The following is a 15,141-nucleotide window of genomic DNA, read 5'->3' on the forward strand; positions in this document are numbered from 1 at the left end:
TTATTTAGGCTGCTTTTTGAAATGATACGATTCTTTCTCCATGGAATGAGACTTGTCCCTTTTGTCCTTCTAGATATTTATGAGGCTTAGTGATTTTAAGTATAATTTCTTTTCCGAGCTCTGATTCAAATATGATCTTATCTTCAAGGACTTCTTTTACAGTCACATCTTCAGTGATGTAGTATCTTGTTAGGAACAAATATAAGAATAACAATAGTAGAAAAATAAAAAGCACAAGATTCACCTCTTTCATATACAATTATTGTAACAGAAAAGATGTGTAATACTTGTGATTTTTTTAGTTTAATATATTTTTTTGGAATACCCATAATCGACAGATTACGATTTAAGAGAAATGCGGAGTAGAAAAATTCAGGAAATAAACTATCTTTCTATGACTGATAGAAAATGATTGCTGTAAGTATTTCTAATTTTATCCATCACAGTTTTTCGTTATCTATAACTCACTACAATTTTGTAGTAAGTTATAGATATAAAATCTATTTGAGATATACCACAGAGTGAACTATGATCTGAATGATGTGGCAGGTTCACCTTCATGAACGCTGGATAATCAGTGCTTATGAAATTTAATTTTCATTAGCCTATGGTTTATGAGTATTCAAAATAATTTTTTTTACGAAAGGTATCTTCATTATGATATATAGAATCAGTACGCCGCTCATATTCAGAATAATATCATCTATATCTGCTGATCCAACCTTCCAAATATATTGAATGACTTCTACTCCTATAATCATAAATAAGAAAAAGAGGAAGTAAGATAGAAATGAACGCATTGGTTTAAATAAGACATATACAAAATACCCAAAAGGCATAAACAAAATGACATTCCCAATCATTTTCAGAATAATATTCTTAATAGGTAATGTATGTCTTTCATAAGCCGTGTAATAAAGAAATATTGTCTTTAATGGACTGATATTCACACTACTTATAACTTTAACACGTCTTAATGCTGGGTTAAGGAACAATTGATAAATAAGATTTACAAGGTAGATGATGAATGCGATACTGTCAACTACCCACGACCTAAAGGTCATGGGCTTGTAACTGCCCAGTCGTACTAACGGTTTACACCTCCGACCTTTAACCCCAATAGATATTGCTATCTAAAGTGGCGTTACATCATAGGGTGGTTGACAGCACCCTTTGCAGCAGAGTTTACTCTGCTACAACTGTATTAGGTACTTGGCTATCTGCAAGATAGTTTATTCCCATACGATACAGATTCATAGCTCCAATGCGGTCATCATTAGATTTATAACCACATTTTTTGCAGGTGAACAGATGTATCTTCTTATTGCGGTTAGACTTTTCAGCATGTCCACAGCAAGGGCAGCACTGGCTTGTATAGCGAGGGTCTACCTTAATAACAGAAGACTGATTCTGTTTTGCTTTGTAGATTAGTTTCTGCTCAAGGTCATAGAAAGACCATGAAACAGAAACATAACGATCTTTAGTTTTAACACGTTCTGTAGCATTACGAATACCTGACAAATCCTCCAATACAAAGAGAGTGTGCTTTGGGTTGTTTTCAACGAGTGCCTTCGATACCTGATGGTTAATATCCTGCATCCAACGGTTTTCTCGCTGACCGATAGCTTTTAGTCTTCGTCTTGAGGATGGCGTATGTCGCATTTGGAGTTCCTTACGAAGTTTGGAATAGTTAGCACGTTTCTGTTTAATAGCTTTACCACTCACAAACCCAGACTTATGTTTGCTGTCATAAGTTGCAACAACAAAGTTAATACCTCTGTCAATACCTACAACATTACAGATGTCAGAAATATTACTTTCTTCAATCTCATAGGTAACTGGTATATGCAGATAGTATTTACCATGCTTACTTACAAGTTTGGCAGTACCAAACTTATAAATCGTATGATCGAAATACTTAGACATTCCATCTGAAAAATAAGATAACTTTACACGACCATTAAGTGTATTGATTGAAAAACGGTTTTGTGTTAAGGAATAATCTCTGTTCCAAACCAAATCATACTGAGGTTTTTTGAACGATGGTTTAATCCACTCATTCTGATTCTCAAGAATGGTCTTATATCTGGCAATAACAGTCTTCAAAACAGACTGAGCCATCTGCGATTTAAGGTTAAACTTTTCTCGTAAAGTAGAATACAAAGCCTTATTAAGTGAAAACTGCTTTAAGTCATGAGTGCGGAATACATAGTCTGAAACATAATTACAGGCATTACGATAAACAGACATTGTTTCATCAAGCAAAACCTTATCTGTTTCAGCTACGATTATTTGAATTTTAGCTGTAATAGTCATCTGTTCCATAGATGTACTCCTTTCATAGATATTTCACTATATGTTATATCTAAATTATATCTAATTTATAGCGAAATATCTATATTTTGAGGTGAACTGTGGATAGTAGATACAATCGTCATAACAGCTGAAAATACAGCCTGAAAGTACATATAGTTCTAGTAACCAAATACCGCAAACAACTACTAAAAGACTCTATCGCCGATGATGTTAAACAAAAGATTCTCGATATAGCTAATACTCGTGGCTACGAAATTATTGCGATAGATACTGACAAAGCCCATATACATTTCTTATTAAGTTACGATACAACAGATAGAGTTTGAATTGTAAAGCAGGAAACAACATACCACTTATAGCATAAGTATAGTTCGGTCTTATCAAAACAGTATTGGAAGGAAAAAACATTTTGGTCAGATGGTTATTTTGCTTGCAGCATTGGAGAAGTGTCATCAGCAACTATACAAAAATATATTGAAAGTCAGGGATAATAGATAACGATTTACGAGGCTCCTCCCACCACCTATTGGCAGTGGGTTTCCGCCTATGACAAAAAAGAGGAAAGCCGTAAGGCTTTCCTCTAAGTGGTTTTAAGAATTATTTCTTAGCGAATGGAGATTCGTAATCGTAAATTGTATTTAAGATACCTTCCATATCTTTAACCATAGGCATTCTTGGGTTAGCAGGAGTACACTGGTCTTCATATGCGTTCATAGCGATTCTATGTACTGATTCTTCCCAATCATCTTTGCTGATGTTCTGTGACTTAACGTTTACAGCACCACCAACTTTTACCCATAACTTTTCAACAGCCTGTGCGAACATTTCAACACCTTCTGCATCAGTCTTTGGATGTAAGCCGATTAATTCTGCTAATTCTCTATATTTCTTATCTGCCTTATAGTCTTCGATCTTTGGCCAGATGTTTAACTTAGTTGGAACTGTACCATTGTATCTGATTACATGTGGTAATAACATACCGTTAGTACGTCCGTGAGGAATATGCCATTCTCCACCGATCTTATGAGCTAATGAGTGGTTCATACCTAAGAATGCGTTAGCGAATGCCATACCTGCGATTGATGCAGCGTTATGCATCTTGATTCTAGCTTCTGCATCACCTTCAAGTACTGACTTTTCAAGGTTTTCGAATACTAACTTAACAGCCTGTTTAGCCCAACCATCAGTGAAGTCAGATGCTAAGATTGAAACATATGCTTCAATAGCATGAGTTAATACGTCGATACCAGTATCAGCAGCGATTCTTGGTGGCATAGACATAGCGAATTCAGGGTCAACAATTGCGATTGTTGGAGTTAAAGCGTAGTCAGTTAATGGATATTTCTTGTTTTCCTTAGTATCAGTGATAACTGCGAATGGAGTTACTTCTGAACCTGTACCTGAAGTAGTTGGGATACATACTAACTTAGCTTTCTTACCAAGTTCTGGGAACTTGAATGCTCTCTTTCTGATATCCATGAATTTCTGCTTGATGTCATCGAAGTTAACTTCTGGATGTTCATACATTAACCACATAACCTTAGCAGCATCCATTGAAGATCCACCACCGATAGCAATAATTGTATCAGGCTGGAAGCTCTTCATGATTTCAAGACCCTTAAGAGTCATATCTAAAGATGGATCTGGTTCAACGTCGATGAATAAGTCAACATCTACTTTGTTACGTCTTCTTCTGATAGCATCTTCGATCTTTGCTACATAACCAAGGTCATACATACCTCTGTCAGTAACGATCATTGCTTTCTTCATATCCTTCATATCTCTAAGATATCTGATTGAATTTCTTTCGAAATAAATCTTAGGAGGAAGTTTAACCCATTGCATATTGTTGTTACGTCTCCCTATTCTCTTAATATTTAGTAAGTTAATAGCACTTACGTTGTTTGATACTGAGTTATGACCATAAGAACCACAACCAAGTGTTAATGAAGGTAAGAATGCATTGTATACTGAACCGATACCACCGAATGTAGATGGAGCGTTTTCAATAATACGGATAGCTTTGATTCTCTTACCAAATGCTTTAGAAATTTCATGATTAGTAGTATGGATTGCAGCTGAATGTCCTAAACCGTTGAATTCAACAGTCTGAGCAGCTTTTTCAATACCATCTTCAGTAGAGTTTGCTTTGATCATACCTAATACTGGAGAAAGTTTTTCTCTAGTCATTGGTTCGTTAGGACCGATTTCCTTAACTTCACAAACTAAGATCTGAATATCATCAGATACTTTGAAACCAGCCTGTTCAGCAATCCAAGTAGCGTTCTTACCTGGAACGATGCTGTTTAATCTAGCTTCATTTACGTTTTCACTGTATGCTGTTACACCGAACATGAACTGTTCAAGTTTCTTCTTTTCTTCAGCATTACAGAAATGTACATGATAACGACCGAATTCTTTCTTGAATTCATCATAGATTTCGTGGTCTACAACAGCAACCTGTTCAGATGCACAAATCATACCATTATCGAATGATTTTGATAAATAAATATCGTTTGCTGCCATTTTGATTTTAGCAGACTTTTCTACGTATGCAGGAACGTTACCAGCACCTACACCTAAAGCAGGTTTACCACAAGAGTAAGCAGCCTTAACCATTGCGTTACCACCAGTAGCTAAGATAGTAGCAACACCTGGATGATTCATTAATGCACCAGTTGCATACATAGTTTTCATTGGTAACCACTGGATTACGTTCTTAGGAGCACCAGCTTTTACAGCAGCATCTAACATTACCTTAGCAGCCATAACTGAACAGTCATGAGCACCTGGGTGGAATGAGAAGATGATTGGGTTTCTAGTCTTAATAGCGATTAAAGACTTGAAGATAACTGTAGAAGTTGGGTTTGTTACTGGAACGATACCACAAACAACACCAACTGGTTCAGCGATTTCAGTGATACCAGTAAGTGGATCTTCATTAATAATACCTACAGTCTTTGTATGACGCATGTTGTTAGTAACATATTCACAAGCGAATAAGTTCTTAACAGCCTTGTCTTCAAATACACCACGGCCAGTTTCTTTTACAGCAGCTTCTGCAAGAACACCGTGCTGATCTAGACCAGCAACTGACATCTTTGCTACGATGTAGTCAACAGTTTCCTGATCAAAACCTTCGAATTCGTCTAATGCTGTTAATGCGTTATTAACTAACTCATCAATGCAAGCATCAGTCTTTTCTTCTGTCCATTCTTCAACTTTCTTTTCGACTTTCTTATCAGCCATTTTTATATCCTCCATTGACCAAAATATTTCTTCTTCATATTTTGTAAATTCACTATACATGACTTCTTGTGAAAAAACAAGCATACTTTTGTGAAAATTTGCACAATTTGTACATAGCATTTACTGAAAACGTTTGCAGTTTAGGGATATCCGATTGTGTTATTTTGTGCTTAGTTTAATCAAAAAATTAAATTATAAATATTTTTTATAGTGATAGAATACTCTCAAAAATGTGAACGTTTTCTTCTAGCATCTTTCGCTGAACGTATCTACTGTCTTTAAAATCTCTCTCGCAACATTCATCTTATCCTTAAATAAGGCACTCATACTACCGATTGACTTGAAAGGATCCTGTAATAAGACCTTCTTGTCTTCAATGAAACCATTCTTCACAATATAATCTACTAATAATTCTACAAAGTGAATCTGTCTAGAATTCAAGCTCTGATCATCTAGGAAACGTGAGAACTCAGCCATAGCTGCTTGTCTATCTAATCCCACTATCTTTCTAATTAATCTGGTGATAGGTGTATCACCAAAATGTAATCGATAATCGTCTTTGCTTCCTAAGTCTATCCATAGTAAGTTTTCTAGATGTTTCATTTCATCTGGAGTAATGACTTGATTATGTCTGAGCTTATAGATAGCTTCATCATCTTCATGTGCTTTTAAATAATGCTGTACTTTCTCTTTATAGTTCTCTAAGCCTTCATCATTATAGAAAGCATCATTCATCTTTGTTTCAATGATTTCATCTTCAAAATGTGTATCTACTGGATCTACTATTGGACCAGGGTCTAAATACTTAACCAACCCTCTAATCTTCTCACGTAGTACTTCTAGATCAAAATAATTAGCTGTCTTCCAGTAATCAGGATCTTTGGCACATTTCAAATATTCCGCATTATCTGCAATATCAGGTGTTGTTTGTTTTTTATACAATTCATCAGCCATCATAATGACCTTATTAATGACCTGACTTGCATCATAATGATTGAGATAAGCCATTTCAATCATATACATCTGTCTATCAAAGAACTTTGCACGTTTATCTTCATCATGAATCACAACAAGAGAAGACAATTCATCTTTAATATAATGTGTATCCATTTCATTCAGGTTAATCCAGTTATCTGGATTTTTATATTGATGCACATATTTCAAGTGCATCTTTACATTAAAACTGTCTTCATTGAGTGATTGAATATAACCTGACATTTCTTTGATCTGTTTATTGATTTCATCTACATAATCCTGATCGGATGCATTTTGTTCAAGTGCATAAAGAATATCAACACGTAACTTATAGATACGTTGAGAGAGTGATTCTATAATACCTGATTTTTCAGGACGCTGGTCTACTCTGAAGTAATCCATATTTCCTAGGTAATCAAATATCAAGAATCCTTTCTTGTCATCTCCTGGACCAAACAAGTCTGTTCTTAGTCTTGTTCCTCTTCCAATCATCTGCCAGAATTTTGCTTTACTTCTTACTTTCTTAAAGAATACAAGATTAACGATATCTGGTACATCTATACCTGTATCTAGCATATCTACACTAATAGCTATTTGAGGGTAACTGTCTGTTTTACTGAATCGATCTATCGCATTTTGTACAAATTTTGTATTAAATGTAATCACTTCAGCAATCTTCCCCTTGTATTCAGGATAGAGTATATCGAATCTCTCTTTAATCTTATTGGCATGATTTTGATTGGCAGCGAAGATAATGCTTTTTCCTATCTTATCTCCTCCTTCAATTTTAATACCATGTTCCATCAAATCTCTGATCACAGTATCAATAGTATTAATGTTAAAAACAAATTTATTCATTTCACTTGAAGTGATTGTATCAGTATTAGAGAAGTGTTCTTCAAATTCTTTCTTCTCTTCTTCTGATAACTCATCATAGTGAATACCTTCCTCTAGAAACTTCATTTTAGTTTCATAAGAATGGTAGCTGACTAAATATTTATCTTTGACGGCTGTTTCATATTCATAAGCATATGTAGGGACACCCGTTTCTAAATCAAATATAGAATATGTATTAGCCCCAATACTATCTTTAGGTGTTGCTGTTAAACCTACGAGTAAAGCATCAAAGTAATCAAATATATCTTTATATTTGTTGTAAATACTACGATGGCTTTCATCAAGAATAATGAGATCAAAGTGTCCTGGTGTGAATAAACGATTACCATCTTTACTTCTTGTTTCATCGATTGCATTCATCATTGTAGGATAAGTACTAAAGATCATTCTTGATACTTCTGGGTCTTCTTTGTTTTCACATAGATTACAAGTAGTCAGGGAAGGAAGAAGGTTTACAAAGTTCTTCTTTGCCTGATTCACTAATGCAGTACGATCGGCAAGGAATAGTATATTCTTTGCCCAATCTGCTTTAGTCAATACATCTACTAAACTAATCGCTACACGTGTTTTACCACTTCCTGTTGCCATGACAAGTAATGCTTTACGACTTCCCTTTTCAAAGTCTTCACATGTTCTTACAATGGCTTCTTTCTGATAATAACGGTTTGTGATGGCGTCCTGTATAACAGGTTTAGAAATACTTCTACGCGTATCTCTTCTATCTATAAGTAACTGTATTTCATCCTGTGAGAAGATAGAAGAAACCCTTCTATCTGGATACATCATGTCATCCCAGATAAATGTTTCAAAACCATTTGTATAGAATATAACCGGTCTTAATCCATATTCTTGTTCAATACAGTCTGCATAAAGTTTTGCCTGGTTACGTCCTACACGAGGATCTACACTTGTTTTCTTTGCTTCTATAACAGCAATAATCTTTCCTGTTCTTCCACGTAAGATATAATCAACAAAACCTTCTTTTGAATCTGTTGGCATATGATGAACAGGATATTCTTCCTCTACATTTGTATCAAAATCCCATCCTGCTTCCTTCAGCATTAAATTAATATAAAGCTGTCTTGTCCTCCATTCAGGAATCTTATTCACATCAACATATTTAACAGCTTTATCTTCTTTTCTCTTAGCTGCCCCTTGTCTTCTTAATTCCTCATTTTCAGCAACTAATCGAGCCAGTTCTTCTTTTTGTTTTTCTTCTTTTTCTTTCTGTTTATTAAGAATATCTCTTACCTGTTCTTTTAGATCCTTATTCACAAACATATGTGTTTGATCAGGTAACTTAGTAGGATCAAATTCAGGTAATTGTTGTTGATAATCTACTCCATAAGAATAGTTCATCCAGTTAACAAGTCTATAGAGATTATTTAAAGCAAGAACTGCTTCTTCTCTTTTTACTTTTCTACTTGTATGTACTGCAAAGTTTCCTAAAGTAATAACGTATCTAATTCCTTCATAGATTTCTGTTGGAATAATTTGTTTAAATGTATATTCATTGACTAAAGCACTTAGATTATCTCTATAAGGCATCTGTAAGTCTATGTCATTCTTATACATGTAATGTACTGCTTGTTCTAATGCACGTCTTGTAAGTATTGCACAGTTAGCAGGTGATACCATTAATCCTTTTTCTGCTTCTATACATGTAGAAGCAAAGTCCTGGAATTCTGTTTTGTTTTTTAAAAAAGTAAAGTTCAACAGTATCATCTCCTTTATGTTTCTATTATATCCTAAAAAAGAACTTTATTGGGAATAATTGTGGTTACATTATCTATTTAACTTAGAGAATGGTGTACTTTAGTTATATTCTATGGAGGTGATTTTATGGATTCAAAGCAACATGATGAATTATTGGAATTACTTGAGAAGTCTGAAGAGGATGTTAGAAATGGTAGAGTAGCACCTATAGAGGATACTTTTAAAGAATTGAGAGATATGTTAGGTAGTGGTGATTAGCAGCTAAGGCTACTTTTTTAATATGCAATAACCGCAATTATTATTTAATCAAAAAAAATTCAGTTTCAATAGTGGGAATAACTTCATTTACCCATTGATTCAAGAAAAAATCATTTTTCTTTGGAAATTCATCTACTAAATTCTGACCTCTTTTGATTTCTATTTCTTCAGAAAAAGCAGTATTATCTTTTTCAAAACAGATATCTGCAGTTTCTAAATGGAATAAGATGGCTCTTGTAATCCACATTTCATAGATATCATCAGAAATTTTAACTTTTTGATGCTCATTCACTAAAGTGATTGTCTTTATTATTTCGTTAACTGTAGTATCAATTTGATCAGTATCTTCAAAATAAGAGTGAATATCATTTTCGTTTACTTCTTTAATTGACCATACAGCAATATCATCAACTGAATCAAAATATTGTATTGCCTTTTGTTCATTACGGAGTTCAAGTGTTTTATTATCGATATAAAGACCTACAACTCCTGTCACACTGTTTGTATACTCAAATGAATCACAACGATATTTTTTGAAACATTTATCAATCAATGGCTTGAAATATGATTCGTTTAATCTAAAATCTTGTATTTTAGTCATTTTTAACTTCTCCTTTCTTTAGTCTATTTGATATTGATATCTATAGTGGGAGCTCTATCTATTATTAATACCATCACTGAATAGTATTCATAAAGTAATTTTAACATGTTATGTTTATGAATTGAGTTATTATTGATACATTAAAATATAATCACAATAAATTAAATAAAAGTCATAAATCTTTTGCCAGTAATTTAACATATTCTACAGCTAATTGTTCATGTAACCTTGATTTATCGATTTCTTGTACGAATGATGCGAACTGGTTCTGGAGTTCTAGAGGGGGAATATTTATCCTTATTTTTAATAAATCAGCCTTCGTTGTGCTTGGCAACGTTGTTGCCTTATTCAGTTTCATAAAATTATAAAACTTACAGAAATAATAAAAGTATTGATAATGCAAATAATCGCTATTTGGAATGACTCCAAAAGCAGTATCAACATTCCAAAATTTCTCTTTCATTAACATCGGATTATTGATAGAACCTTTTCTGCCTACAACTATTGTGTTTTCGGGACATAAGTACTTACTCGCTCTTGCAATCTCTCCGCCTGTCCCGACAACCGGGTAACCACCATCACTAACCAATACTTTTTTATAATCTCTTCCATTTTTTATAGTTACTACTTCATTCCATATTTTGCTTTCCCACTTATCACAATCCTCTATTTCCCCAAACATCTCCACAAATCGGGCTCTAACTAATTCATCCAGCAATAGTAATTCTTGTTTATACTTTAAGATTATATTAGAAACAGTATTTAATTCATGAACTATTCTTGTTTGAGTATTTATGTCCATATCAAACTCTAATTCAAATTCACTGAATTGACTTTTATTTAACAATGGTACAATTGGCGCATTTGCAATATCTTGAAGTCTAGTTTTATTTGCAAAAATAGCATAGCATAAGTAATCTAAATTTACATTTTCATTTGGTATGATTGCATTTATCTGTTGATTGAAGGCCAAATTCTCAGTGGCAACTCCTATTTTTCCAATATTACCTATACATGTTACAAATATGCTATTCTTTGGAACAATTCTAGCTTTACTAATAGCCGCATTCGAAATAAACTCATTACAATCTTCACTTTTAATCTTTACAATATGTTCATCTGAAATAATATCAGGCTTCACAAACCCTACATCATCTTTATCCCAAAACTCTTTTATTTTTTTACTTGGGGTATTCCCAGTAATAACTTTCCCAAGCTCACTAATTTTTAGTTTCATACCCCTTACAAATGCAGATTTGCATTTAATCATAAAATCAGGATTTATAGAGACCTTCCCCTCTCAATTATTCCCCCTATCAAGCCACAAACTTTCTATGTGACTCCTTTACATTATTCTGATTAACCATTGCATAATGCATAGTCGTATCTATCTGTGAATGACCTAACAAACTCTGTACCTGTTCAATAGGCATTCCCTTATCTATAGCTCTAGTAGCTACTGTTCTTCTAAACTTATGTGGATGTACTCTATGTATACCTAAACGTCTACCTAAATTCCTTAATCTTATCTCTACACCACTAATTTGTAACCTATTAAAAGGTTTATCTAAAGAGACGAATAGTGCTGGATTATCATCTGTTCGGCTCTTTAGATAATTCTTCAAGTGTATTTTTGTTCTTGCATCAAAGTATACAGGTCTTTCTTTATTACCCTTACCAAATACAACACATTCTCTATTCTCAAAATCTATATCTTCTATATTAATATTCACTAGTTCCCCTACTCTCATACCTGTAGAAGCTAACAAATCAATAATAGCTAAGTCTCTTAAATTATCACAACTATCTCTTAAACACTCTAAAGACTCATCAGACAAAGTTTCTTTAATCACCTTATCTGTCTTTATCTTATGAATCCTCTTCATAGGACTCTTAAGAATATAGTTTTCTTCTTCTAGCCAAGAGAAGAAACTACTTAGATTTCTTCTAATATTATCAATACTTACCTTAGAACAATTATTGATCTTCTGATAATCAGTAAGATATGTTCTTAGATGATCTGTAGTCATGTGTGTAAAGTGTATATCTGTTCTATTCTCCAGCATTACTAAAGTAGACTTATAATATTGAGTTGTTCTTTTTGAACATCCTTCTATCTCTTTAGATGCAATAAACTTATCTATGAGTTCCATATTAGAATATTCAAAAATATCCTGAATACTATCTTCTTGCATAATAAAAGTTACGTTATCCAGACAAGACTTTAATGTTCTATGTAACATTTCCATCTGTGCATTGTCTAGATAACGTAACAATTTCTGTTCAATTTCTTTAATAATAGTTTCTTTCATGTTGATAACCTCCGTTACCAACATCATCTACACCCTATTAAACAAATTTATTCAATTATATTAACCAAAATACTCTTGCATTAAGCAATCGAATAGTTCTTGTGATGCTTCTAATGACTTCTGTATTCGAGACCTTGATTTATCGATTTCTTCTACAAATGACGCGAACTGGTTCTGGAGTTCTAGAGGAGGAATAATTATTGGAAAATCATATATATGATTTTGATTTAACTGTCTTTTATCTATTCCGCCAACACAGACTCTGCGAATCAAATCTCTATATTGAGGACTAATTAATATCTGCAAAACAAAATGTCTGTTTACTAATTCACTATTAATTCTAACAAGATAAACATGTCCATTTATATTTGCAGAATCGTTTTTACCCAAAAATAATGCTGAACGGCCCAAACTACTATTTTCAGTATTTATTCGCCCCGTTTTTGTAATTAATATATCACCATAATTCAAAGATGTTTCTTTCATCTTTTTATGTGTGGCTTCATCAATATAAACAATATCATCCAATTCTAATCTGTTTTTCCATACATTTTGACTTCTAAAAAACATTATTCCTTCTTTTGTATAATTATCACTACCACCTTTTGGCGTATTTCCACTACAAATTTTAGAGCATAATTCTCCTAGTTTTATAACTCGCCATGACTTCTCATTCAAAACAGGATCCCCAAACATCTCCACAAATCGGGCTTTGACCAATTCATCTAATAGTGCTAGTTCTCTTTCATAATTATTTATAGTACTAGAAACGTTATCTAACACTTCGATGATTTTCTTTTGCTGACGCAAAGGAATCACTGGAATTTTAAATTTTCGAAGTAAAGATAAGTTAATATTATTCTGAGCAACTCCTCTACCTAGATTGTTTACATCTTTCTTTTTTGATTTCAAATAATAATATAAATACTCTTTTAAAATATTCGAATCTTCTTTTAAAGATAATCCTGCTATTGCTTGGTTTGTACATGCATCGATTTTTAAAATTCCGACTTCTCCTAATGTTGCAAATATCGAATATAAAATAGTATCACGTTTTAACATTTTTGTAGAAGAGTTATTTAAACCTTCTTCTGTTATAAATTCTTCAGCAGAATCTATATACTTCGATTTCATATCTTTAATTTTTATCCAAGGTATATTCCCGTTATTCCAATAATTAGGCTTTGATCTAGAAGGAGTTCCCCCAGATACAATTGTACATATTTCTTCAAGCTTTACATATTCCACCCTAATTCTACAAATGCAGATTTATCACCCACATTTAGCTCCTTTCTAGTCCTTCAATAAAGACTTTAATTCCTCAATACTCTCTTCTATCTCTTTATTAAGTGCTTCAATATCACCTAATATCTCATGAGTAGGACGATACTCAACCTTCTCATAAACAATCTCTTTATATTTATTAATAGAAAGATCATAATCATTCTCTGCAATCTCTTCCTTAGGTACAAAGAAACTCTGTTCTGTTCTCTTTCTATCCTTCTCTTCATCTAAATGTTCATATCTATGAATAATATCAGGAATATCATTCTCTTCTACTGGTGAACGTTTATCATCTAATGAAAGCCCATCAGCTTTCATATCATAGAACCAAACATTATCAGTACCACCTGTAGTAGTCTTAGTAAATACTAATATAGCTGTAGATACACCTGCATATGGTTTAAATACACCACTAGGCATAGAAATAACTGCATGTAACTGGTTATTCTCTACTAGTTCTTTTCTAATACTCTTATGTGCTTTACTAGAACCAAATAATACACCATCAGGTACGATACATGCACATCTACCACCAACCTGTAATGAACGTAAGAATAACGCAATAAATAACAATTCTGTCTTCTTAGTCTTACATACAGATAATAAGTTTTCTGCAACTACCTCATAGTCTAATGACCCTTTAAAAGGTGGATTAGCTAAGATAAGAGAGTACTTATTTTCATCAATATTCTGCTGTGAAAGACTATCTCTATATTCTATCTGTGGATTATCTACATAATGAGAAATAAGGTTCATAGCCCCAATTCTAAGCATTGTAGAATCCATATCAAAACCATTAAACATCTTATTATTAAAATGTTCTTTAAGTTTATCATCTAAGAATAATTCTTCATGTTTTTCTCTTAAGTATTCTTCAGCACCAATAAGGAATCCTGCAGTCCCCATTGCTGGATCACATATTGTATCTGTAGGTACAGGTTTTACAAGATTAACCATCATATTAATAATATGTCTTGGGGTTCTAAACTGTCCATTTGTACCAGAATTATTAAGCTTATTTAATAGGTATTCGTATAAATCACCTTTTATATCTGCTTCTTCTGTATTGAGTCCTTCTATTCCTGTAACTACTTTCTGTAATAGGTTTGCAGTAGGAATCTTAAAGATGGCATCTCTCATAAATCTTGCATAAGAAGATTCACCATCACCCTTCAAATTCTTAATGAATGGGAATAATTCATCATTCATGATTTGATACATCTTATCAGCACTACCAATATCTTTAAAATGATGCCATCTCAAATATGGTTTATCTTTAGGGAATAAACCCTCATAATCCATCCCAAATAGTTCAGCATCTGCTTCATTCTTTGTTTCTACTTCATCTAATTGTTTAATAAACATAAGATAAGTGAATTGTTCAATGACATCTAAAGGATTAGTAATCCCTCCTGTCCAGAACGACTCCCATATCTTATCTACCTTATTCTTTAATTCTCCTGTTAACATATAGCTCTCCTTATCATTCGCTATTATAACATAAAAAAATCCTCATCATTGTAATCAATTCAA

General features: G+C 33.1%; 11 protein-coding genes and 1 pseudogene. 2 read left to right on the forward strand and 10 right to left on the reverse strand.

Features of this window, described 5'->3' with window-relative positions:
• Window positions 1-4 precede the first annotated feature (4 nt).
• From QZQ55_RS00750 to QZQ55_RS00755, 3 genes are all read right to left on the reverse strand, one after another.
• Window positions 5-235 carry a hypothetical protein gene (locus QZQ55_RS00750; protein ID WP_295088661.1) on the reverse strand — a complete coding sequence of 77 codons (231 nt, stop codon included), beginning with the start codon at window positions 233-235 and terminating at the stop codon, window positions 5-7.
• Window positions 236-605: 370 nt separating this feature from the next.
• Window positions 606-1,064, reverse strand: coding sequence for a VanZ family protein (locus QZQ55_RS10835; protein WP_363128265.1), 459 nt, complete (start codon window positions 1,062-1,064; stop codon window positions 606-608).
• Window positions 1,065-1,185: 121 nt separating this feature from the next.
• Window positions 1,186-2,325 (reverse strand): transposase, encoded by a 1,140-nt coding sequence (locus tag QZQ55_RS00755; protein ID WP_295088664.1) that lies wholly within the window; start codon window positions 2,323-2,325, stop codon window positions 1,186-1,188.
• 131 nt (window positions 2,326-2,456) lie between these two features.
• Between QZQ55_RS00755 and tnpA the strand changes: the two are divergent.
• Window positions 2,457-2,807 (forward strand): annotated as a pseudogene (tnpA, locus tag QZQ55_RS00760) (IS200/IS605 family transposase).
• A gap of 106 nt (window positions 2,808-2,913) precedes the next feature.
• Here tnpA and adhE read toward each other — a convergent pair.
• Window positions 2,914-5,565 carry a bifunctional acetaldehyde-CoA/alcohol dehydrogenase gene (adhE, locus tag QZQ55_RS00765; RefSeq protein WP_295088667.1) on the reverse strand — a complete coding sequence of 884 codons (2,652 nt, stop codon included), beginning with the start codon at window positions 5,563-5,565 and terminating at the stop codon, window positions 2,914-2,916.
• Window positions 5,566-5,811: 246 nt separating this feature from the next.
• Window positions 5,812-9,162 (reverse strand): DEAD/DEAH box helicase family protein, encoded by a 3,351-nt coding sequence (locus tag QZQ55_RS00770; protein ID WP_295088670.1) that lies wholly within the window; start codon window positions 9,160-9,162, stop codon window positions 5,812-5,814.
• A 117-nt stretch (window positions 9,163-9,279) separates the two neighbouring features.
• On the opposite strand from QZQ55_RS00770, the gene QZQ55_RS00775 reads away from it, so the two are divergent.
• Window positions 9,280-9,411, forward strand: a complete 132-nt coding sequence (locus QZQ55_RS00775; protein WP_288687406.1) for a hypothetical protein — start codon at window positions 9,280-9,282, stop codon at window positions 9,409-9,411.
• Between the two features lie 40 nt (window positions 9,412-9,451).
• On the opposite strand, the gene QZQ55_RS00780 is transcribed toward QZQ55_RS00775, so the two are convergent.
• The 5 genes from QZQ55_RS00780 to QZQ55_RS00800 all read right to left on the reverse strand — a co-directional run bounded on the left by QZQ55_RS00780 (window position 9,452) and on the right by QZQ55_RS00800 (window position 15,078).
• Complete coding sequence (locus tag QZQ55_RS00780; RefSeq protein ID WP_295088673.1) at window positions 9,452-10,012, reverse strand: hypothetical protein; 561 nt, start codon at window positions 10,010-10,012, stop codon at window positions 9,452-9,454.
• Window positions 10,013-10,184: 172 nt separating this feature from the next.
• Window positions 10,185-11,249: a restriction endonuclease subunit S gene (locus QZQ55_RS00785; protein ID WP_295088676.1), complete on the reverse strand. Its 1,065-nt coding sequence runs from the start codon at window positions 11,247-11,249 to the stop codon at window positions 10,185-10,187.
• Between the two features lie 79 nt (window positions 11,250-11,328).
• Window positions 11,329-12,324, reverse strand: a complete 996-nt coding sequence (gene xerA, locus QZQ55_RS00790; RefSeq protein WP_040390233.1) for a site-specific tyrosine recombinase/integron integrase — start codon at window positions 12,322-12,324, stop codon at window positions 11,329-11,331.
• Between the two features lie 60 nt (window positions 12,325-12,384).
• A complete protein-coding gene (locus QZQ55_RS00795; protein ID WP_295088679.1) occupies window positions 12,385-13,572 on the reverse strand; it encodes a restriction endonuclease subunit S in 1,188 nt (395 codons plus the stop codon).
• Window positions 13,573-13,617: 45 nt separating this feature from the next.
• Window positions 13,618-15,078, reverse strand: coding sequence for a class I SAM-dependent DNA methyltransferase (locus tag QZQ55_RS00800; RefSeq protein ID WP_295088682.1), 1,461 nt, complete (start codon window positions 15,076-15,078; stop codon window positions 13,618-13,620).
• Between the last annotated feature and the right edge of the window lie 63 nt (window positions 15,079-15,141).

Origin of the sequence: uncultured Catenibacterium sp. (genome assembly GCF_900540665.1) — a bacterium.
Taxonomy (GTDB): Bacteria; Bacillota_I; Bacilli_A; order Erysipelotrichales; family Coprobacillaceae; genus Catenibacterium.

Excerpts from the sequence above, each read along its gene's own strand:
- QZQ55_RS10835 (WP_363128265.1), bottom strand. The coding sequence starts at position 1,064 with ATGACCTTTAGGTCGTGGGTAGTTGACAGTATCGCATTCATCATCTAC.
- QZQ55_RS00755 (WP_295088664.1), bottom strand. The coding sequence starts at position 2,325 with ATGGAACAGATGACTATTACAGCTAAAATTCAAATAATCGTAGCTGAA.
- adhE (WP_295088667.1), bottom strand. The coding sequence starts at position 5,565 with ATGGCTGATAAGAAAGTCGAAAAGAAAGTTGAAGAATGGACAGAAGAA.
- QZQ55_RS00770 (WP_295088670.1), bottom strand. The coding sequence starts at position 9,162 with ATGATACTGTTGAACTTTACTTTTTTAAAAAACAAAACAGAATTCCAG.
- QZQ55_RS00775 (WP_288687406.1), top strand. The coding sequence starts at position 9,280 with ATGGATTCAAAGCAACATGATGAATTATTGGAATTACTTGAGAAGTCT.
- QZQ55_RS00780 (WP_295088673.1), bottom strand. The coding sequence starts at position 10,012 with ATGACTAAAATACAAGATTTTAGATTAAACGAATCATATTTCAAGCCA.
- QZQ55_RS00785 (WP_295088676.1), bottom strand. The coding sequence starts at position 11,249 with ATGAAACTAAAAATTAGTGAGCTTGGGAAAGTTATTACTGGGAATACC.
- xerA (WP_040390233.1), bottom strand. The coding sequence starts at position 12,324 with ATGAAAGAAACTATTATTAAAGAAATTGAACAGAAATTGTTACGTTAT.
- QZQ55_RS00800 (WP_295088682.1), bottom strand. The coding sequence starts at position 15,078 with ATGTTAACAGGAGAATTAAAGAATAAGGTAGATAAGATATGGGAGTCG.